Here is a 21773-nt window from a genome sequence, read left to right as displayed (position 1 = left end):
GCGCTGGCGGCAATTCCACATCAGACACCCCAGCGGCGCAACGCCTGTAAAAACACAGGGTCGCGGCGTAGCTCTGGGATCACTTGATTGATCTTTGGCATCAGTTGTTGATTTTGCGGGGCATTACCACAACCAATCACTCCGGGGAGCTGTTCGGCCTGCTTCTCCGCTAACGGCAATAGTGTTAATTCTGTGCCGCCAAGCTCACGATAATATTGATAAACAAAGGGGTATTCGAGTGTGTAGTCGAGGCGGTTGTGCGCCACCATATTCAGCATGGCGATAGTTTCGTTATCTCCGGTACGCTGCAGCACCTGCTGCGGATGCTGTTGCTGATGCGCGTCAATCAAAGGTTGTAAAATGCCGTATTTACGGCCGGCAGGATAACCAAAGCGTAAGTTTGGGACTCTGAGTAGATTGGCAAAGGCAGGTTGTGGACCAAATTGCCGGCGCAATTGGTCGGCGAGCGCCGGCCGGGTGATGACTTGATGCGGCCGGTACTGATGAGTGCTGTCCGAATAAATCACGCCGCTCAGTGGTTGTTTCGGTTGCAGCATGCAGGCAAAACACAACTGATGCTGTTGCTGCAGTTCACGGGTCACCCTAAGTTGCGGCATCTGATTCAGTTTGGCTTTGACACCGGGCAGCAGCAGATGTAGCCGTTCAATCAACACATCACAAATGCCTTGGCCACGCAAAGGACCGTCGACGATATGAAAAGGCGGGGCATGATTCACAGCCCACTGTAGTTCTGCGGCAGTGGTGGTTTGTACTAAAGCACAGCCAAGGCAAAATGCGCTGAGCCAGCGCGAGAGGCGGAACTCCATTTTCGACCTGTGTTGTTGTACCCGGATGAGCAAAACTTAATCGATTAATTGCTGGTTCGCCAGCCAGAGCGAGATTTTTTTCAGCAGATGTTACCGGTGGCAGTCAACGGTGTTTTCCGGCAGTTGAACCGAAATCACCGGCGCAGGGCTTCCCGTGACTAAATGCTTTAAGTTAATATGTGATAACATCACATTTCTTGAGGCTGATATGTCATTTTCTGCGCGCCGCTTTGCCGTGAAGGCGATCCCCCACCGATTATTTCCGCTGTCTGTACTGGCGCTACTCTGCGCTGCACCGGCTGGCGCTGAAGAAGTACAAAATCTGGAGCACATTGAAGTGCGCCATCATCAAAGCTATCGCGGCCAGGTACCGGTGGAAAAATTACCGCAGGCAGTGTCAGTGCTGGGGCAGGATGATTTTTCTGACTGGTCGATGAGCCGTTTTCAGGATGTGCTGGATTTATCCAGCGGTATTGCGCGGCAGAACAATGGCGGCGGCCTGTGGGACAGTTTTTCGCTGCGTGGCTTTCCCGGCAACGAAAACATGCCATCAGGGTATTTGATCAACGGTTTTAACGGCGGCCGCGGTTTTAGTGGTCATCGCGATGTGTCAAATATCGAAATGGTCGAGATTTTAAAAGGCCCTGGCTCGGCTTTGTACGGCCGCTCTGAACCCGGCGGCACCATCAATATCATCACGCGCAAACCGAATCAGACCAACGGCGGCTACCTCAAAGCCAGCGCTGCGACTGAGCAGCAATACCGGCTGGAAGGTGATTATAACTACGCCTACAGCGACAGTCTGATGCTGCGCGTCAACGGCGCAGTGCAGGACTATGGTAGTTTTCGCGACGAAGTGACCAGTGAAAAGCAGGTGCTGACGCCTTCTGTGTTGTGGCAGCTTGATGCCGACAGCTCTGTGTTGTACGAAGTTGAAGTGCTGCGGCAGGACCAACTGTTTGACCGCGGTATTGTCGTACTCAACAACAATTTTGATACGGTGCCGCACAGCCGCTATTTGGGCGAACCCGGCGACAAACCGACTGAAATTGAAGCTACCGGCCACCAGCTCAGTTACGAGCGTGATTTAGGCAACAGTTGGCACCTGAACCTGGGCGCCGGTTACCGCGATTCCAGCCTGCAGGGGTTTTCTTCCGATGCGGAACTGGCGAAAGCGCGCCAGGGCGTGACTGATGATAGCAAAACGCTGACGCGCCAGCGCCGCTACCGTGACTATCACTCTGAAGACAGCACCGCCCGCGCGGAGCTGAGCGGCAGCCCGCAGCTGTTCGGTCTCACCCATCAGTTGTTGCTAGGCACTGACGCCTATGACTATGAACTCTACACACTGCTGGGCCGTTATCGTGGGCCAAAAGGTAGCTATGCCATTGATATTCAGGCGCCTTTGTATGGGGTTGCCAAAGCCGGCACTATCGCCACTTTGTATGAAAACGTTGAATCGCAGCAAGCTGTGGGGGTTTACCTGCAGGATTTAGTGCAGCTGAATAGTCAGTGGCAGTTGTTGCTGGGTGTGCGGTACGACAGCTACCAACAACGCATTGAAGAGCTGGTGAAAAAGACCGTCGCCCGTACCGAAGACCAGCAAGTCAGCCCGCGTGTTGGCCTGAATTATTTGTTCAATGACCAGATCACCTTCTACGCCAATTACGCCGAGGGTTTCCTGCCACTGTCGGGTACGGATTACGCAGGTAAGGCGTTTGAGCCTGAACTCAGCGAATCGGTGGAAGTGGGCATGAAGCTGGCGCTGGCGTCCTGGCAAGCAACTGTGTCGGTATTTGATGCGGAGAAATCCAACATTCTGGTGTCCGACCCGGTGAACGTCGGCTTTTCCGCCACGCTCGGTGCGGCGCAAAGCCGTGGCGTCGAGCTGGAACTGGCGGGCCCGCTTTCGGCCAATTCCGATCTGTCGCTGTCTTACAGCTGGCTTGACAGCGAAACCCTCAAAGACAGTATCAACATTGATTGGGGCGTGCTCATCCCCAAAGGTAGTGCGCTGGTCAATGTGCCGCGTCATACGCTCAGTGCGCAGCTGCGTCAGCAGCTGGCGATTGCCGGCTACGACAGCCAGTTTGGCGTGCGGCTGCGCTATCAGAGTAAAAGATTAGGTGACGCAGTAACGCCGTCTTATGTGCTGCCGTCGCATACGCTGTGGAGCCTGTTTGCCAGCACGCAATTAAGCTCACAGTGGCAGGCCGAAGCGGTGGTAGAAAACTTGCTGGATAAAGCCTGGATCCAGAGCTCATATTCAGCGATCTGGACTTATCCGGGTGAACCTCGCTCGCTGCGACTCAGTCTGCGTTACGAGTTCTGAAGATGACGACGACCGCAATGGCACCATTGCCGCGCGGCCGGATCAACAGCATCGATATGCTGCGTGGTCTGGTGATGCTGATTATGCTGCTGGACCACGTGCGCGAAAGGGTGCTGCTGCATTTGCAGGTCAGCGATCCGATGGACATCAGCCAGACCGAACCCGGCCTGTTTTTCAGCCGTTTGCTGGCGCACTGGTGTGCGCCGGTGTTTGTGTTTTTATCCGGCGTGTCGGCTTATCTGTATCAACAAAAGGGCCGGCCGCTGACGCCGTTTTTAGTCAAACGCGCGCTGGTGCTGATTGTACTGGAACTGACACTGGTGAATTTCGCTTGGCTTGGCAGCTACCACACGCTGTATTTGCAGGTGATTTGGGTGTTTGGCCTCTGTATGCTGTTGCTGGCGCTGCTGCATCATTTGCCGCGTCCGGTATTGCTGGTCATCGGGCTGCTGCTGGTTGGCGGGCATAACCTGCTGACACCAATCCAGTTTTCTCCCGGTGAAAGTGGTTATTGGCTTTGGACTATCCTGCACGACCGCGGTTTTTTACTGGCGCCCGGTGAGGCGGCCATTGCTGTCAAAATCAGTTATCCGCTGTTGCCCTGGGTCGGTGTCATTGTGCTTGGCTATTTGGCTGGCTGCTGGTTCCAGCAATCGGCAGCACAGCGGCAGCGAATTTTATGGCGCAGTGGCTGGTTGGCGTTGGCTGCGCTGTTGCTACTTCGAGGTTTTAATCTGTACGGCGAGACGCTGGACTGGCAGATTCAGCCCACAGCGATGCTGACTGTTATGGACTTACTGAATTTCACTAAATACCCGCCATCGCTGGATTTTCTGCTGCTGACGCTCGGCCTGATGTGTCTGGCGCTGCGGGCACTGGAACGGGCTGCCACGGCCAATCCGGTGGCGCGCTGGCAGCAGGTGCTGGCTGATTTTGGTGCGGCACCGATGTTTTTTTATCTGCTGCATCTGTACGCGCTGCTGATGCTCTATAACCTGGCAGCGCTGGTGTTTGCACCGAATCAACAAACCGCGTATGGCCTGATGCTTGGCGTCAGTCATGTTGGTTGGGTCTGGCTGATTGCCGTGTTGCTCGCCGCCGCTTTGTATTGGCCAACCCGCTGGTTTGCCGGTTTTAAGCAACGCAGCCACTGGCGCTGGGTGCGTTATTTCTGAATCGGCCCGGCTGCAGGTGCTGCCATCGTCTGTAATAAATGGCGGTTCATCAGGTGAGCCGCCATCAACAACACGCCGGCACTGATCGCCAACCAGGGTTCCAGCGCTGCCGGCACCGCCAATGACAGCAGCATCAAGGCTGCGCCACCGCAGCCAAGCCATAGTGGCCACAGCTGCTGATGCCGGTGTCGTGCCGCCGGCAGACTCCAGCCAACCAGCAATAAGATCGGCGTGATCAGCACATAGTGCACCCACTCAGCTTCCAGCCAATGCCCCAGCAAACCCGCACCACCGAGCGCCAATAAAACTGGTGTTAACAGGCAATGTACGATGCAAAGCCCTGATATATAAGCCGCTACTAAATCTTTCATTGGTCTCACCTCTGCTGCACCTGAACGGAAAACGCTGGTTTCCACACCTGAATGAAATGTTATATTATCACATTATCGAGCGCGGAATCGAACGTAACGTTTTCTGATTTGGGTATAACGCAGGGAGATCTATGCATTACCGTAACAAAATAGCCATGCTGGTGGCGGCGACATTTAGTCAGCAGTTGTGGGCACAAAGTGTGTCTGGCGTGGTGCTTGACCATAAAGGCCAGCCGATCGCCGGGGCAGAAGTGTCGCTGGCTGGCAGTCAGGCGCGGGTGAAAACCGATGCGGCCGGTACTTTCCTGCTGGCCGCGCCGGCCGGACAGCTGGCCGAGCTGCACGTTGAAGCGCCGCAATTTGCCCATCGCAATCTGCATCTGAATGTGCCAGAGGCTGGTCTGAACAATGTCGAATTGCGTCTGGCGCCCACCTTACTTGAAGTCATTGATGTCAAAGCCAGTCCGCTACATGCCTCGGCCACAGAGTCGGCCTTGCCGGTCACTGTGTTGTCTGGTGAGCAGCTGAAAATGCAGCAGGCGTCGACACTCGGTGACACGCTGAAAAATCAGGTCGGTGTGCACAGCAATTTCTATGGCTCAGTCGCCAGTAGCCCAATCATCCGTGGTTTAGATGGTCCGCGAGTGCTGATCACCCAAAACGGGTTAGACGCCGGCGATGCATCGAGGGTCGGGCCTGATCACAGCGTGGCCAGTGAAGCCGGTACCGCCGAGCAAATTGAAGTACTACGGGGCCCGGCGACCTTGTTTTACGGCAGCGGTGCCATCGGCGGTGTGGTTAATGTCGTGGACGAACGCGTGCCGACGCGCCGGGACACGCAGGCGAACTGGCAGCTGGAACGCCAGAGCGTCAACAACGAAAAACTGGCCGCTGCTGCCGGCCAAACCAGCGTCGGTGATGTCGCACTCTATGCCGATGCGTTCTGGCGTGACCAGGACAATTACAAAATTCCTGGCGTCGCCGAAACAGGCAGTGACGAAGCCGCCGGCGGACGCGTTGCCAATACCGACGCAGAAGGCAAAGGCGGCACCCTGGGTGCCAGTTATTTGCTGCCAAATGGCTTTGTTGGGCTGTCGGTGGGCCGGCTGGAACGGCAATACGGCATTCCGGGCCATTCACATGGCGGGCATGATCATGAAGAAGAGGGCGCAGAGCACGCCGAAGAGCGGGTATTTGCTGACCTTGAACAAGACCGGGTGCAACTGCATAGCCAGCTGAATTTCAGCGGCGGGCCGTTGGCACAGCTTAATGTCAAAGCCGGTTATACCGACTACCAACATGCCGAAATTGAAGGTGGTGCTATCGGCACCACGTTTAAAAACCGCAGTGACGAAGCGCGCCTCGAGCTGCTGCACCGTGAATGGTTGGATTGGCGCGGTGGCCTCAGCCTGCATTACAAACACAGCGATTTTGCTGCGGTAGGGGACGAAGCCTTCACACCGCCGTCGACACAGGAAATGCTGGCGGTTGGCTGGATGGAAGAGCGGCATTTTGGCCCGCTGTTATTGCAAACCGGTGCCCGTCTGGAGCGGGTCACGCTCAAAGCCGATCAGGTTCTGCTGCCGGAGCTGGCGGCGCATGCCCATGACGGCAGCGAACACGATGATCATGATCATGGCGGCGATCAGCTGATCCGCACCTTCGCCGTTGACCAGAACTTCAAGCCCTACAGCCTGTCGGCCGGCCTCGTCTGGGAATATCAGGACGGCTATAACGCCGCGCTGTCTTTGTCGCGTTCAGGCCGCGCCCCTTCCGCTGCTGAATTGCTGTCCTTCGGCCCGCATATCGGCACCAATGCTTATGAGATCGGTGCGTTATTCCGGCTGAATCCAACGCAAGACCCACATCAGGCCTTTGCGCTGAACAAAGATCCGGTGGATTTGGAAGTATCGAACAATATTGACCTGACCTGGCGCAAATACAGCGGCGATGTGGCGCTGATTTTGAATGCTTTTTACAACCAGGTAGATAACTACTATTACCAGCAAAATACCGGCTTGTTCGCCGAAGATGGTCACGATCATGCAGATCATGCTGAAGCAGAGCATGCCGATGAGGCGCATGACCACAGCGGCGAATTGCCGGTGTATCTGTTCCGCGCCGCTGATGTGACCCTGCACGGTTTTGAAGCCCAGTTGATTTGGCAGTTTGCGCCGGCGTGGCGCTGGACCCAGCAAGTCGACTATGTGCGCGCCCGCTTAGATGCCGGCGGTGATTTACCGCGCACTCCACCGCTGCGTCTGCAATCTGCGCTGTCGTGGCAGTCGGCCGCGTTCAGTGCCGAGCTGCGCTACAGCCACTACAGCAAACAGGACAAAGTCGAGACGCTGGAAAGCGCGACCGGCAGCTACAACCTGCTGGATGCCAATGTCAGCTATTACCTCGACCTGTTTGACCAGCAGCTGGCGGTGTATCTGAAAGGGCAGAACCTGACCGACGAAGACGCCCGCGTCCACACCTCATTTTTAAAAGACAAAGCGCCATTACCGGGACGCTCGATTGGTCTCGGCATCCGCGGCGAATTCTGACCAGAACCAGCTGGCAGGCCCGGGCGGCGTGCCGGCATACCAATTTAAAACAGGAGTTGATATGTACAGTGTAAAAATGAAATTGCTGCCGCTGGCCATCGCCAGCGCTATTCTGGCGGGCTGTGGGGATGCGACGACGAACATCGTCGAAAAAGAGCCGGTTGTGATCCCAGATCCAAATCCGCCGGTCGCCGCCGTGTCGAAGGGCCGCTTACTGGTCAGCGATAAAAACAGCGCAGTCGTCAGTGTCTACGATTTGGATCGCTCAGAACTCATCGAACAGTTCCAGCTGATTAATACACCAGATGCGGTTTATCCGTCACCCGGCCAGCGCTATGCGTTGGTGGTGCAGCGGCCCAATGACCGCGTACAGGTAGTCGATGGTGGTCAGTGGCAGGAAGATCACGGCGACCATCTGCATCCTTATGCAGAAAAACCAAAGCTGATGAGCTTTCAGCTGAACGCTAGCCGGCCAACCCACGTGCAGAGTAATGCCAGCACCACAGCTGTGTTTATGGACGGCGACGCCGCCAGTAAAACCCCGGCAGCTGTGGTGACGTTAAATGAAGCGCAGATCGCTGCTGACAAAAAAGATCTGCCGCTGCTGCAATATGACACCCATATGCATGGTGCGGCGCAGCCGCGCGGCGACCAGTTAATTTCCACCATCCGCGATGCAGCCAGCAGCGATATTCTGCCGGACAAAGTGGGCGTTTATAGCCAGACCGCCGGCAAATTCAGCCTGAGCCAGACCTTCACTCCGACTTGCCCACGCTTACACGGCAGTGCACAGAATAAAGGTTTTATCGGCTTCGGTTGTACCGACGGTGTATTGGTGATTGCGCAATCCGGCACTACTTATACCGCCAGTAAGATCGCCAATCCGGCGGACATCACCGGCACCAACCGGGTTGGGACTGTCGAAGGACACGATGATGCGGCGCATTTTGTTGGGTTTGCTGGTGCGCTAGTATTTGCTGTTGATCCAAAAGCCAACACTATGAGCAAAATCGACTGGCAGGCTCCTACCGGCGCTGGCATCGTCGGTTATGGCTTTACCGCGAAAGCTAAACACTTTGTGCTGCTGGATAATCAGGGTTACCTGACAGTGCTGAACTACAGCGGCAGCGCTTTTACGCTGGCCGGCAAAGTGCAGGTTGCGACCAATCTGAGCGCGATGCCAACCGGCAGTAGCCTGCAACTGACGTTGGCGGGTAGTGAATACCGCGCTTATGTCAGCAATCCGGTCGATAAATCGGTGGTGGCCGTTGATTTAACTCGGTTACAGGTGACGTCGACATTGCAGCTGAACTACACGCCGCACAAACTGACCTGGCTGGGTATTGCGCAATAAACCATCGCATTTCTGCAGCTAATCACAGCAAAAAACACGCCGGCACCTGCCGGCGTGTTTTCTTCAGGCGCACAGCGATTGTGCTGTCACCCAGCGGGCTGGTAGCTTAGTGCATTGATGCGCCGGCATTCATCGTTTGATCAGGGGGCCTGACCGCATCTGCTGATCGTCAGTGCATTCTTTTGCGTTCTGACTGGGCAGAATTCCCGGCATATCGTTTGGCAACTTGCCGCAACCTGTTTTTGGAGCCTGATACATGAGACAAACGCTGACCTGGCTTGGTATTTTCAGTGCAATTGCTTTAGCCGTGCCGGCTGCCGCCCAGCAAAAACCGCAAGCACCCGCTGTGCCTGTGGTGGTCGCCACAGTCACCGCACAAGATGTGCCGGTCTGGCTGCGCGGTATTGGGCAGGTCAAGCCGCAGCAAAGTGTCGAGATTAGGCCGCAGGTCGATGGTTTATTGCAGCAAGTGCTGGTGCGCGAAGGCGAGATGGTCAGCGCCGGCCAGTTGCTGGCTACGCTGGATGACCGCGCGATCAAAGCCGCACTGGCACAGGCCAAAGCGCAGCGCGCGGTGGTCGAAGCCAAACTCAATGTGGCCAAACGTGATTTACAGCGTTATCAGAATTTAAGCCAAAGCCAGGCGATTTCCGCCCAGCAAAAAGATCAGCAGCAAGCCAATGTGCAGCAACTGCAGGCCGAACTGCAAAGTGTCGATGCGCAAATCAATGCGCAGCAAGTGCAATTATCTTTCACGCAAATTCATGCGCCTATCAGCGGTCAGGTCGGTATTCGTAATGTCGACGCCGGCAATTATGTGCGGCCGTCTGATACACAAGGCTTGTTCTCTGTGGTGCAGCTTGACCCGATCAGTGTGGAAATGGCCCTACCTCAAGCCCAACTGCCGCAGTTACAACAGCTGATGCAGCAGGTTCGCCAGCAGCAGGCGGTGCCGGTCGAAGCCTTTGTACAGGATGGCGGCGAAAAACTGGCGAGTGGCACTTTGGCGGTCGTGGATAACAAAGTCAGCACCGGCAGCGGCACTATCCGCATCAAAGCTGATTTTACTAACCCAACGCAGGCGCTGTGGCCAGCGCAAACTGTGGTGGTGGCGCTTCGCAGCAAATTATTAGCACAGGCGCTGACCATTCCGGTCAAAGCACTGCAACAAGGCCCGCAGGGGGCTTTTGTTTGGACTGTCGATGGTGACAAAGCTAAAGTGGTGCCGGTGCAGGTACAGGAAAGCACTGAGACTGTGGTTGTCGTCAGCGGTGTCAGTGCCGGCCAGCAAGTGGTGGTCGACGGCCAAAGCCGGCTGCGGCCGGGCGCGACAGTGCTGATTAAAACCGCCGCCGAACAGGCGCAGGCCGCTAAAGCGAAAAAACAAGCCAAGCAAGCCGCGGCGGAGCACGCAGCATGAATAGCCGGAGTATTTTTGCCTGGTGTATGCAGCACCCGATCGGCACAGTGCTACTGACCTTTGCCTTAGTATTGATGGGTATTCTGGCCTTTCCGCGCCTGTCGATTGCGCCTTTGCCGGAAGCTGAATTCCCCACCATTGAAGTCAGCGCCCGTTTACCCGGCGCCAGCGCGGAGACTATGGCTTCCGCTGTGGCAACGCCGCTGGAGGTTGCGCTGAGCTCAGTACCTGGTATTACCGAAATGACCTCGAGTAGTGCGCTCGGTTCGGTCAATATCACGCTGCAGTTTGTGCTGGAAAAAGACATCGACGCCGCCGCGCAGGAAGTACAGGCTGCGCTCAATCAGGCCGCCGGCCGTTTGCCGGATATGCCGAATCAGCCGACCTGGCGTAAAGCTAACCCGTCGGACAGCCCGATTTTAATCATCGGCGTAACTTCAGAAACCCTGTCGCGCAGCCAAATCAGTGACCTGGCCGAAACGGTGCTGGCGCGCCAGCTCAGTCAGATTTATGGCGTTGGCGAAGTCTTTATCGGTGGTCAGCAAAAGCCGGCCATTCGCATTCAGGCGCGGCCGGAAGTGCTGGCGGCAAATAACCTGACACTGGCCGATATTCGCGCTGTGGTACAAAAAGCCAGCGTTAATCAGCCTAAAGGCGCTTTATTTGGTGCCAACCGGGTGTCGACGCTGGCGGTCAACGACCAAATCTTTAGTGCTGACGAATATGGCCAGCTGATTGTCAAATACGACAACGGCAACCCGGTGTATTTGCGCGATGTCGCCAATGTGGTGGCCGGCGCCGAAAACGACTTTGTGCAGATATGGCCGAACGGTGAATCTGGTGTCGCGCTGATCATCCGCCGTCAACCGGGCGCCAATATTGTCGCCACCGCCGATGCCATTCAGGCAGCGTTGCCGCAGCTGGTGTCAGCATTGCCGGCTGATATCAAAGTGGAAGTCTTTAACGACCGTACCCGCACGATTCGCGCTTCGCTGGCCGAAGTAGAGCTGACACTGGCGATTGCCGTGGTGCTGGTGATTGCGGTGATGGCGGCGTTTTTAAAGCAGTGGTCGGCGACTTTAATCGTCACAGCCGTGCTGCTGGTCTCCTTGATTGCCACTTGCGCTTTTATGTATGTCGCCGGTTTTAGCCTGAATAACTTAACCTTGGTGGCGATTGTCATTGCTGTTGGCTTTATCGTCGATGATGCGATAGTCGTCATCGAGAACATCCATCGGTATCTCGAATTGGGCCTCAGTAAAACCGAAGCAGCGCTTAAAGGCGCGCAAGAGATTGGTTTTACAGTGATTTCTATTTCAGTGTCGCTGATTGCGGCTTTTATTCCGCTGTTGTTTATGGGTGGCATTATTGGCCGGTTATTCCTCGAATTCTCATTAACCGCTGCCGCCGCCATTCTGATTTCGGTGGTGGTGTGTCTGACGCTGGCGCCGACGCTGGCGTCGATTTTTATGGACAAAGCGCCGCATCATGACCCGAATCATCCGGGGTTGTTTGACCGGTTGGTCCGGCGTTATGACCGGGTGTTAACCTGGGCTTTGGCGCATCAGCGCGTGATGCTGGGGGTGTTTGGTCTGACGCTGGCCGGCAGTGTGGCGAGTTTTATCGCTATCCCCAAAGGCTTTTTCCCGCTGCAGGATACCGGTTTTGTTATAGGCTCTACTCAGGCCGCGTCGGACATTTCCTATGAAGACATGGTCGCTAAACATAAACAGCTGGAAGACATTTTACGCAAAGACCCGGACATCACCGGCTTTAACCATGCGGTCGGCGGCAATAACTCCACTGGCTCGGGCAGGATCTGGATAGTGCTGAGCGACCCGGATGACCGCGACGCCAGCGCCAGTGAAATCATCGACCGGCTGCGGCCGCAGTTTGCACAAATCCCTGGGCTGCAGGTATTTTTGCGTGCTTCGCAGGACATTAACCTCGGCGCGAACCAGGGCCGGGCGCAATATCAATATGTACTCAAGGCGCTGGATAGCGACGAGTTAGCCAGCTGGACCAATCAGCTCACCGCCAAACTGCGGCAAAACCCGCTGTTCACCGATTTGTCGAATGACCTGCAGTGGGACGCCAATATTATCCGGCTGGAACTGGACCGCCAGGCTGCGGCGCGCTTGGGTTTTACCGCCGCTGACCTGGACCAGGCTTTGTATGACGCTTTTGGCCAGCGCCAAATCAGCGAATATCAGACCGAAACCAATCAATACAATGTGATTCTGGAAGTAAGCCCGGAGCAACGTGGCCGCGCTGAAAGCCTGAATTATTTCTACCTGCGCTCGCCACTGACCGGCGACATGGTGCCACTGTTGAGCTTTGCCAAAGTGCTGCCGGCGCAAAGTGGCCCAGTGGTCATTGCGCACCACGGCATGCAGCCGGCGGCGAATATCTCCTTTAACCTGGCGGCCGGTGTGGCGCTTGGCGATGCGGTTAAAGCGCTGGAGCAGGCGCGGGCCGAGCTGAATATGCCTCCCGCGGTGCTGGGTACTTTCCTGGGGGCGGCGCAGGCGTTTCAGGATTCGCTGGCCAGTCAGCCGCTGCTGATCCTAACCGCATTGCTGGCGGTTTATATCATCCTTGGTGTGTTGTATGAGAGTTTTGTCCACCCACTGACCATTTTATCGACATTGCCGTCGGCGGCGATTGGCGCTATTGGCCTGCTGTGGTTGTGGGGCTTAGATTTCTCTATCATGGCGCTGATCGGCATCATTTTGCTGATTGGCATCGTGAAGAAAAACGGCATTCTGATGGTCGATTTTGCGCTGCAGGCGCAGCGCGAGCAGGGCTTAAGCGCGCGCGATGCCATTCATCAGGCCTGTCTGGTGCGGTTTCGCCCCATCATGATGACTACGCTGGCGGCGATTTTAGGTGCAGTACCGCTGATGCTGGGTTTTGGCACCGGTTCAGAACTGCGGGTACCGCTCGGGGTAGCCATTGTCGGTGGTTTGGCCTTTAGCCAAATCCTGACACTGCTGACCACGCCTGTGGTGTTCCTGACGCTGGACAAATTGTTTCTGCAAAAACGTTAAGCATCAGGCCAGGCTGCCCGGGATAGGCTGGCAGCCTGACGTGTTGCTTGACAAGTTTCATGGTCGCCAAGCATGCTGTGTAAAGCTTTTCCTTCTGCCTGCGCTGACAGAGGGAATGGCTCCATTCTGATTCCACCAGCTGTGTTATCAAATCGCGTGTGATCCGGTCTCATTTGAAGAGGGCAGGGGCGATTTATGCTGTATCCAATCATGCATGCGGTCGGCAGCACCGTGTACTTCATGTTGTTTCTGCTGTTTTTATGTGCCCGGCTGGTGCCGCGTACGAACCCGGGCATCAGTTTTTGGGCCTTTGCGGCGCTGGCCGCCTGCTGCGCCCGTCTTGCCATGTTACTACTCCCGACTGAACCGGATGCCGCCCCTGGTTTGCTCTGGTATGGCGTGTTTATCGGTTTGGAGAAATTGCTGTTGTTACTCGGCGCTTTCCGGTTCTTTGGCGCGGTGTTTTTGCTGGGAGGCGGTATGGTCACCGACCGCTGGCTATATAGTGCTGTCGCCTTATTGCTCGGCTGGATCTTCGCTTATGGCCATCTTGGGTTACCACGGGTTATCTATGATTCTGGTCTCGCCACTTTTAATGTGCTGGCGCTGTTGCTGCTGGCGAGCGCCGTGTATTGCAGCCGCATCCGGCTGCCGCAGTGGCTCAAATCCGGCATTGTCAGCGTAGCGGCCTTGCTGGCGCTGCACTGGAGCCTGATTGTGCCTCTGTATATCTGGCTGTTGCCGGACTGGCGCCAGCAAGGTTTTGTCTTCGGCACTGTGTTGGCGATGCTGCAATATCTGTTGATCTTGAGCACTGTGATAGTGCTGTTTTGCCGCCGCCTGACCGAATCAGAAGCCAAGGCGCTGGAGCTGGCTTATCAGGACCCGCTCACTGGCCTTAGCAATAAAAGATATGTAGACGTATTGTTTGGTCAGGCGTTGCAGCTTGCGAACCGGCCACATCAGGCCTTAGCGGTGTTCTATATCGATCTTGATAACTTCAAACCCATCAACGACAGCGCCGGCCACAAAACCGGTGATTTAGTGCTGCAGGAAGTGGCGCGCCGCCTCAAAGCCAGCCTGCGCAGCACCGATATTTGCGCCCGCATCGGCGGTGACGAATTTGTCGTGATCGCCACCCAAATCGAGCAGGAACAGTACGTGCAGGAAATCGCTGCCAAGCTGTTAAAACAATTGCAGCAACCGGTGGAGATTGACGGCAACAGCTATGAACTCGGCGCCAGCATCGGCGTCAGCCTGCACCCGCGCCACGGCCAGGAATTGGCCGAACTACTGGAAAAAGCCGACAGCGCCATGTATCAGGTGAAACAACAAGGCCGCAATGGTTACCGGTTATACAGCGGCGAGGAACGGCGGCAGTCGTGATCCCGTTTTCACGGCGCAATGCCCTTGTACATAGCAGTGCGCTGCAGTATCACGTTGTCACAACTGGCAAACTCGCTGTTGCTGGCGTGACAACGATTGGTCGTCATGCATTGCAGCAAAACCATTGTGCTTAAAACAGAAACTCGTTTATAAATAAGTTTTTACGCATAAATGGATGAACCCTGCCGTTCATGGAGTGATGCTGTTGATGGTAGCTACCTGCTGGAATTTCTCTGCTTTGCTTTTACGCCGGCGCTTAGGTGCTGCGCTTCGTGTCTTGCTTGGTCTTAGTCTGCTTTGGCTCGGCAATGCCTCAGCGTTAGCCGCTAACGCGCCTTATACCCTGACGCAAATTCAGGCTGAGCGGCTTGAAATCGATTCCTTAGCCGCGATTAGCGTGAAAAAAACATTAGAAGAGATTGAGACGCGGATTGCTGCTGTTAACGATGACCCGGCAAGATTGGCAGGTTTATACCTGCTGAAAGCTCACAGACTTATACATAGTGGACAAGCCGCTATTGATGAAAACCTGGCCAAGGCATTACCGCTGATTAATCAGGAGCAGCACCCAGAGCAGTATTTACATGCCATGACCATTCAGGCCTATGGGCTTTATATGTATCAAAACCGTGCAGCAGAAGCAGTTGTGTTACTGGAGCAAGTGCAACAACATCCTGCGCTGCAGAATGATTTTTATGTCCGAGTGATTAGCTTAGGTAATTTGTTAGAGGCTTATTACCTATTAAAGCAATACGACAAAATCTCTAAGCCTTTATTTATGTTGATTAAAACACTCTCAGCAAAAGATGTTGAGCCAGTTTACAAGAACTTTTTCCCCGACATTGAAGAAGAGCTGGCTTATCACAGTGGGCAAATCGGCGATATCAAACAAGCTCTAGTGCTATCTAACAAAATCATCGAACGAACAAAACTAAAAAACCATACAGACAATCTGGCGATAACCAACTGCAATATCGCCAATTGGTACTTTTTACCGCTGGCCGAGAAATTTCAGTACGCCAAAGCCTCTCTGGCAGTGAGCAACAATGTGCCTTGCGCCGACGTGATGGAAAAACTGGTGCTTTTAGAGCAAGTGCAGCAAGGCGATTTAACGAATATTGCCCGCCTGCAGCAATTTAACCCCGCCCAGCAGATGCCTATTTTAAATGAGCGCTCGGCTTATTATGCTGGCCTCGCGTATTTGCACCTCAATGACCTTGCTGCCGCACAGCAAATGCTCAACCGGTTGACCGACCCGAATAACTGGGAGCGTTATGACTTGTTGCAGCAGCTGGCCGCCAAACAAGGCGATTATCAGGCCGCTTATGCCGCCAGCCAACAGTATCATCAGCTGCGCGCACAAAAGGATGCCGACGCCCGCGCGTTGATGCTGGGTAGCTACCAAACTCGCTTAGAGCTGGCGCAGGAAGATACCAAAGCCGCTGAGCAAGCCAAACAAGCTGAACAGTTGGCGGCCGCAGAGCAAAAAGCGCAAGCGCGATTAAACCTGATGCTGACGGTGATTGCCGCTGGTGGCGTAGTGACATTGGTACTGGTGCTTTATCTGTACCGCAGCCGGCGTTTTCAACAAAAACTGCAGCAGCTGTCCGATACCGACCCACTGACTGGGTTGTTGAACCGCCGCGCTTTTATGCGTCAGGCCGAACAATTAAAACTGTTGGCACAACGTCAGCAGTTCCCGTTGTCGGTCGTGCTGATTGACCTCGATTTCTTTAAACAAATCAATGATCAGCACGGTCATCAGGCCGGAGATGCGGTACTGTGCGCCTTTGCTGATGCCGCCAAAGCCACGCTGCGCCAAACTGATGTTGTGGCGCGGTTTGGCGGAGAAGAATTTATCCTGATGACGTCGCAGCAACATGCCGACGCGCTCGCGTCCCTGTTACAACGGCTGCAGCAGTGCTTTCAACAAATGTGTCTGCAGGACGGTGAGATTGGCTTTAGTGTCAGTTTTTCCGCCGGCACGGCAGCGCTGAACATGCAACAAGAACACAATGACCCGCAGGCCATCGAGGATGCGATCCGCCAGGCGGACGAACAACTGTATAGAGCCAAGGGCAATGGCCGGCAGCAGGTTTGTATGGCAGACATCTGTGTGCCGTTAATGACGATGGCGTAGGCTTCTTATCGAAAGACGGGCTTTCTTGGGGAGGACTGGCAGGCTGAATGCGCTAAAGCCCTGATTGGATATGTATTTGCGGTGTTGGCATGCGACTAAACGGATTGCAGGATTTGGTGAATATTGGTACAAAAGCTCAGACCCATCTTGGGCGCTGCAGGGATGTACATGAACAAAACGCAGGACATTTACCATCAGAGTGCCAAATTATACGCAGAGCAATATGATGCGCTGAGTTTTGAACAGGTGCATCAAAGCTGGCAGCAGTATTGGCCTCAGCAAGGCCTGGTGCTGGATATTGGCGCCGGCAGTGGCCGTGATGCGTTGTGGCTGGCTGAGCAGGGCTGTCAGGTTATCGCAGTGGAGCCGGCCACGGATTTGCGTAATATCGGCCAGCTCAAAACTGCTGAACAAGTGCAATGGCTTAGCGACAGCCTGCCCGAACTCAAAGCCTGTTATCAGCTGAATCTGCAATTTCAAACCATCTTGCTAAGCGCCGTCTGGATGCATATCGTAACGTCTGAGCGTGAACGCGCTTTTCGCAAAATTGCCAATTTGCTTGCCCCCGGCGGGCGTTTTGTTTTAAGCCTGCGCTACGGCGAATTTACTGACGGCCGGGTATCTTTCCCGGTCAGCGTCGACGAAGTGGAACAGCTGGCCAAACAGTTTGGCCTGGTGCTGCGTTATATCAGCGACAAAACGGCTGACAGTGGCGGCAGGGCCGATGTGCAGTGGCAAACGCTGGTACTGGAATTGCCGGACGATGGCAGCGCCAGCCTCAGCCGTATCCGCCATATTGTGCTGAACGACAGCAAATCCTCGACCTACAAACTGGCGCTGCTGCGTACGCTGGTGCGGATAGCAGACGCGCATCCGGGCGCAGTGCTGGACCGGCAGGACGGCAAAGTGCAAATCTCACTCGGGTTGGTGGCGCTGTATTGGATCCGCTTATTTAAACGGTTGGTCGACAACAATATTCAGCAAAACTCTGACCCGGCCAAAGGCTTAGGTTTTGTCACAGCACAGGGCTGGCTGGCATTAAAGCACCTGACCGCGGACGATTTTGCCGTCGGCATGCTGTTCAGTGGCGCAGAGGCCGCAGCGTTGCAACAGCTGTTTAGCGATACGCTGAAAACCATCAAAGACGGCCCGGTCACTTACATCTGGCAAGGGCAAAAAGACAACCGGCTGTTCCGGATGCAGCGGGGGAAAACCACCCGCCGCGACTTGGTGTTACTGGACAGAGAGTTTCTTGAAAGTTACGGCCAGTTTGAACTCTCTGAATCCATGTGGGATTGCTTTCGGGTCTATGGCTGCTGGATAGAACCTTTGCTGGTGCAGCAGTGGGTCAGTGAAATGCAAAAATATCAGCAAAATCAGCAACAAAACCTTACGCTGGAAACCTACCATCTTCACCTGCGCTGGCTGGATCGGCAGCACGACACCGGTTATGTCAGGAAAAAAGTTGAAACGCTACGCAGCGCGGGCGAAGACGTGCGCAGCGTCTGGAGTGGTAAACCGCTGTACAGCTACGACATCGACCATTGTCTGCCATTTAGCTACTGGCCCAACAACGACCTGTGGAACCTGCTACCAGCCAGCAGCGCCGAGAACCGGCAAAAAAGCGACCGCTTACCAAGCCGGCAACGCCTGCACACCTCACGCAGCCAAATCACCGACTGGTGGCAACAAGCCTGGCAAAGTCAAACCGAACAAAAACGGTTCTTCACCGAAGCAGCGCTGTCCCTGCCCAACATCGCGGACAACAGCACAGATTTCGACCTGGTGTTTGAAGCCCTGCAGTTCCAGTCGGCAGGGATTAAACAGAGGTTGCAGGTGGCGGAGTGGTAGGAGGAAACTCTTACCCCACCGCCAATTTGGCCGTTTCGTGCCACATAAAATCAGGCATCGGATTGCGGAGTTGCCATACGATATTCATCGGTTGCGAGCCGGTATGACTCACATAGTCGATTTCGCCGAAGTTGACGAATCCCATGGTGTTGTCGAATTCGTCATCACTTTGTTCACGGACAAATAAGAAGAGTCGTTTACCGATTTCTTTATGTCGGATGTAGTCCAAACCTTTGCCTGAATCCGGGCGCGAGTTGTTTTGCGACTGCCAATGAAATAACGCCTCGTTGATGGCGTAGTCGTGGTACATGGTATTGGGAGTAAATATCTTCAGATTTTTGTTTAGCGTGACAAACAACAATTCGATATTTAAATGTTTTACAACATAAACGCCCTCGCGTGACACCACTTGTTTATCAAATGTTGTAGCGCCAAACGCGGTAATGATTTGTTCACGGGCATAGCGGGCATGCAAGTGTAATGGCACATTAGGTAGGTCTGGTATTGATGTTTGCTGATGTTTAATTTGCTGCATTTGCCAAGTTAAAACTTCAGCCAGTTCATTACAGAGTTCTGGCTGGCAGAGCGCTTTTAAGCTGGCCGTTAAATTCTCAAAGCCAGCAGCTGGACCTGTTGCCTGGTAAAAATCGTAGTGGCACATCAATGAACGAATGTCTGGCGGGTCGCTTAAGTTAAATCCGGTAAGACAAAGTTTTCTCACATATTGCAAGTACTGGTAGTCATCACAACCGAGAAATCGCGTCACAATTGTACGTTTAAACAGTTTTTGCAGCGCTTCGGAAGGTACTGTGTAAAAACTGACTGTGTTGGCTTCTGCTACTTTGAGTTCTGGCATAGTGGGTTTGTAATTTGCCAGTGCATTTGTCTCTTGCAGCAGCTGCACCCAACCTCGATGTTTGTAAAGTGCCCGAATATCTAAAGTTGGGTTGAAGCGCAAAAAGTTAATAAGATTCAATGGCTCGCTGTGGTGCTGCGAATAATTTTGCAAGGCTTGGCGCAAGCGTGCGGCGTTAAAAATAGCGTGCCGGATATTGGCTAAAACCAGCTCTTGCGCCTGTTTGCTCAGTTGAATACTGCAACCTAGCGGCGCATTAGGAAAACCCTGTTCTATTTCATTGGAAATGGCTTTGTTACTGCGACCAATCAATGCACGAAACTTGCTGGCGAAGTCATATTCAGGCCTCGAATTGCCGACAAAGTCCAGCACTGTGCAGCATTGTTTGTCATCTGCTAAACGTAAGCCTCGACCGAGTTGTTGCAGGAAAATGGTTAAACTTTCTGTAGGTCGTAAAAACAACAAAGTGTCGACTTCAGGGATATCGACCCCTTCATTAAAGATATCGACGACGCATAACACGTTGATGCTCCCACTGCGCAGTGCTTGTTGTTTTTCCGCACGATCTTGGCTGTTGTCGCTGGTTAGAATGTCTGCCTTGATCCCTTTGAGCAGAAACTGCTGGACCATGTAGTTGGCATGATCACGACTGACGCAAAACGCCAGTGCGCGCATACTATTTAAATCAGTGATCACGCGCTGCATCTCCAGCACGATTTTATGCACGCGGCTACTGTTGTGCGTGTACAGGTTCGTGAGCTGCGTCACGTCATAACGTCCACTCGACCAGCTGATTTTGCGAAGGTCGGTATCGTCATCTACTGCAAAATACTGAAACGGACACAAGTGCCGTTGGTTAATCGCTTCTGGCAAACGGATTTCGGCGGCAATCACGCCACAAAAATCAGCCAAAATGTTGCCACCATCGTGTCGTTCGGGCGTGGCGGTTAAACCCAACAAGATCTGTGGCCTAAAGTGGTCCAGCAGTTTGCGGTAGGTTTGTGCGGTTACGTGATGCACTTCGTCGATCACAATGTAGTCGTAGTAATCAGGTGAGAGTTTTAAGGTATCTAACTGATTATTCAGTGTTTGGATTGACGCAAATAGCTGTCGATAATGATCTGGTTGCTGGCCGCCAACCCATAATTCACCAAAGTTGCTATTGCGAAGGACTCCGCGGTAGGCGTTTCTGGCTTGCTTTAAGATTTCTTCCCGATGTGCAATAAACAGGAATGTTGCGTTTGGTTGAGCTTTTAAAAAACGAACGAAATCAAAGGCGGAGATCAGTGTTTTGCCAGTGCCAGTGGCTGCCACCACCAAATTCTTGTATCGGCCATGCACCTGCCGCTCGACAGCCAACTGTTCCAAAATATCACGTTGATGCGCGTACGGTTTTACTTCAAAGAAGAAAGCCGGGCTTTCTTCTTTTTGCATGCTGGATGCTTTTAAGGCTTGGTTGAGTTTGCTTTTGCTGGCTATTGAGCCATCAAACAATTCAAATTCTTTTGAAGCCCAATAGGTTTCAAAGGTATTCAGTGATTTTTCGATAATATGCGGGATCTCTTGCGAGGTGATTTTGAGATTCCACTCTAAGCCGCTAGTTAAGGCGGAATGTGACAGGTTAGACGACCCGATATAGCCAGTGTGAAAACCAGTATTGCGCAAAAACAAATAGCTCTTGGCATGCAAGCGTTCGCGATTGGTGTTGTAGCTGAGTTTGATTTCAGTGTTGGGAAGCTGAGCTAGGTATTCCACGGCTCTAGCGTCAGTCGCCCCCATGTATGACGTGGTGATGATTTTTAACTGGCGTCCGCTTTGGGTAAATACTTCGAGTTCTTTACTGAAGATGCGAATCCCGGTCCACTTGATAAATGACACCAGCCAATAAATTTTATCAGCTGACAATATTTCACGTTTCAACTCGGTTTCTAAAGAGATTCCCGCGTTACTGCCACAAAACAGTTCGCTTTGCCGAAGTCCAGTTAACGGGAATACATTAGCGACATATTCTTTCAGATTCGCTGCAATTGGATCATGAGTATCGTATATAGCGCGCAGGATTCTCCCCTGCGAGAGGATGAGGTTATCGTCAAATGCCTGCTGCTCGGCAAACTGCTGTTTTAACCAAAGTAGAAGTTTATTAGCCAGATCGATTTGGTTCGCCAATTGCTCGTCATTGCTCGGGACTGCGGCAACAGCCTGTTCAAAGATCGGCGTTATAAAGCTTGCCAACCACTTGGCAGCTTCGTTGCTCGTCAATGGCCGCTCATCAACATAATAACGTTCGCGATCCAACTTGCTTTCAATCAACTGTGTAAGAAGTTGCTCATAAATTCCAAGTTGCTGCATCAGATTCCTTATTGTTCTGCCAAGGCGATATCATAAAAGGCCGGAGTTCTAACTAATTTTCCTTTGGCGTCAAAGCTTTTGCTGCCGGTCGCCAGCCAATACTGTGGTTTTAG

12 protein-coding genes are annotated in these 21773 nt (G+C 53.7%); 9 read left to right on the top strand and 3 right to left on the bottom strand.

Going from position 1 to position 21773, the window contains the following annotated elements; translation table 11 throughout:
* Positions 1-20: 20 nt before the first annotated feature.
* Positions 21-827 (bottom strand): hypothetical protein, encoded by an 807-nt coding sequence (locus tag Q399_RS0110275; protein ID WP_051685904.1) that lies wholly within the window; start codon positions 825-827, stop codon positions 21-23.
* A gap of 208 nt (positions 828-1035) precedes the next feature.
* On the opposite strand from Q399_RS0110275, the gene Q399_RS0110270 reads away from it, so the two are divergent.
* Both Q399_RS0110270 and Q399_RS0110265 read left to right on the top strand, forming a co-directional pair.
* The gene (locus Q399_RS0110270) at positions 1036-3159 is read left to right on the top strand and encodes a TonB-dependent receptor (protein WP_051685903.1); all 2124 of its coding nucleotides are present in this window, start codon (positions 1036-1038) and stop codon (positions 3157-3159) included.
* 2 nt (positions 3160-3161) lie between these two features.
* A complete protein-coding gene (locus Q399_RS0110265) occupies positions 3162-4334 on the top strand; it encodes an acetyltransferase domain-containing protein (RefSeq protein WP_031568267.1) in 1173 nt (390 codons plus the stop codon).
* Here the strand turns inward: Q399_RS0110265 and Q399_RS0110260 are convergent.
* Complete coding sequence (locus tag Q399_RS0110260; RefSeq protein WP_031568265.1) at positions 4325-4705, bottom strand: MerC domain-containing protein; 381 nt, start codon at positions 4703-4705, stop codon at positions 4325-4327. The genes Q399_RS0110265 and Q399_RS0110260 overlap by 10 nt on opposite strands.
* A gap of 131 nt (positions 4706-4836) precedes the next feature.
* Between Q399_RS0110260 and Q399_RS0110255 the strand changes: the two genes are divergently transcribed.
* The 7 genes from Q399_RS0110255 (at position 4837) to Q399_RS0110220 (ending at position 18455) form a co-directional block, all read left to right on the top strand.
* The gene (locus tag Q399_RS0110255) at positions 4837-7254 is read left to right on the top strand and encodes a TonB-dependent receptor (protein ID WP_031568264.1); all 2418 of its coding nucleotides are present in this window, start codon (positions 4837-4839) and stop codon (positions 7252-7254) included.
* A 61-nt stretch (positions 7255-7315) separates the two neighbouring features.
* Positions 7316-8608, top strand: coding sequence for a YncE family protein (locus tag Q399_RS0110250; RefSeq protein WP_031568263.1), 1293 nt, complete (start codon positions 7316-7318; stop codon positions 8606-8608).
* 256 nt (positions 8609-8864) lie between these two features.
* A complete protein-coding gene (locus Q399_RS0110245; protein WP_084164258.1) occupies positions 8865-10028 on the top strand; it encodes an efflux RND transporter periplasmic adaptor subunit in 1164 nt (387 codons plus the stop codon).
* Positions 10025-13078, top strand: a complete 3054-nt coding sequence (locus tag Q399_RS0110240; protein ID WP_031568260.1) for an efflux RND transporter permease subunit — start codon at positions 10025-10027, stop codon at positions 13076-13078. Before Q399_RS0110245 ends, Q399_RS0110240 begins: the two co-directional genes overlap by 4 nt.
* 195 nt (positions 13079-13273) lie before the next feature.
* Entirely contained in the window at positions 13274-14464 is a 1191-nt protein-coding gene (locus Q399_RS0110230) for a GGDEF domain-containing protein (RefSeq protein ID WP_037046057.1), read from the top strand.
* A gap of 208 nt (positions 14465-14672) precedes the next feature.
* Positions 14673-16604, top strand: a complete 1932-nt coding sequence (locus tag Q399_RS21535) for a GGDEF domain-containing protein (RefSeq protein ID WP_245612874.1) — start codon at positions 14673-14675, stop codon at positions 16602-16604.
* A gap of 168 nt (positions 16605-16772) precedes the next feature.
* Entirely contained in the window at positions 16773-18455 is a 1683-nt protein-coding gene (locus tag Q399_RS0110220) for a class I SAM-dependent methyltransferase (RefSeq protein ID WP_031568257.1), read from the top strand.
* Between the two features lie 10 nt (positions 18456-18465).
* Here the strand turns inward: Q399_RS0110220 and Q399_RS0110215 are convergent, their stop codons facing one another.
* Positions 18466-21660, bottom strand: a complete 3195-nt coding sequence (locus Q399_RS0110215) for a DUF3427 domain-containing protein (RefSeq protein WP_031568256.1) — start codon at positions 21658-21660, stop codon at positions 18466-18468.
* Positions 21661-21773 lie beyond the last annotated feature (113 nt).

Source organism: Rheinheimera texasensis DSM 17496 (assembly GCF_000711985.1).
Classification (GTDB): domain Bacteria; phylum Pseudomonadota; class Gammaproteobacteria; order Enterobacterales; family Alteromonadaceae; genus Pararheinheimera; species Pararheinheimera texasensis.
Note: the sequence above shows the minus strand (reverse complement) of the source record. Positions and strands in the feature narration are given on the sequence as shown.

Bases quoted from the DNA above. Each gene is read 5' to 3' on its own strand.
- Q399_RS0110275 (WP_051685904.1), bottom strand. From the start codon at position 827: ATGGAGTTCCGCCTCTCGCGCTGGCTCAGCGCATTTTGCCTTGGCTGT.
- Q399_RS0110270 (WP_051685903.1), top strand. From the start codon at position 1,036: ATGTCATTTTCTGCGCGCCGCTTTGCCGTGAAGGCGATCCCCCACCGA.
- Q399_RS0110265 (WP_031568267.1), top strand. From the start codon at position 3,162: ATGACGACGACCGCAATGGCACCATTGCCGCGCGGCCGGATCAACAGC.
- Q399_RS0110260 (WP_031568265.1), bottom strand. From the start codon at position 4,705: ATGAAAGATTTAGTAGCGGCTTATATATCAGGGCTTTGCATCGTACAT.
- Q399_RS0110255 (WP_031568264.1), top strand. From the start codon at position 4,837: ATGCATTACCGTAACAAAATAGCCATGCTGGTGGCGGCGACATTTAGT.
- Q399_RS0110250 (WP_031568263.1), top strand. From the start codon at position 7,316: ATGTACAGTGTAAAAATGAAATTGCTGCCGCTGGCCATCGCCAGCGCT.
- Q399_RS0110245 (WP_084164258.1), top strand. From the start codon at position 8,865: ATGAGACAAACGCTGACCTGGCTTGGTATTTTCAGTGCAATTGCTTTA.
- Q399_RS0110240 (WP_031568260.1), top strand. From the start codon at position 10,025: ATGAATAGCCGGAGTATTTTTGCCTGGTGTATGCAGCACCCGATCGGC.
- Q399_RS0110230 (WP_037046057.1), top strand. From the start codon at position 13,274: ATGCTGTATCCAATCATGCATGCGGTCGGCAGCACCGTGTACTTCATG.
- Q399_RS21535 (WP_245612874.1), top strand. From the start codon at position 14,673: ATGGTAGCTACCTGCTGGAATTTCTCTGCTTTGCTTTTACGCCGGCGC.
- Q399_RS0110220 (WP_031568257.1), top strand. From the start codon at position 16,773: ATGAACAAAACGCAGGACATTTACCATCAGAGTGCCAAATTATACGCA.
- Q399_RS0110215 (WP_031568256.1), bottom strand. From the start codon at position 21,660: ATGCAGCAACTTGGAATTTATGAGCAACTTCTTACACAGTTGATTGAA.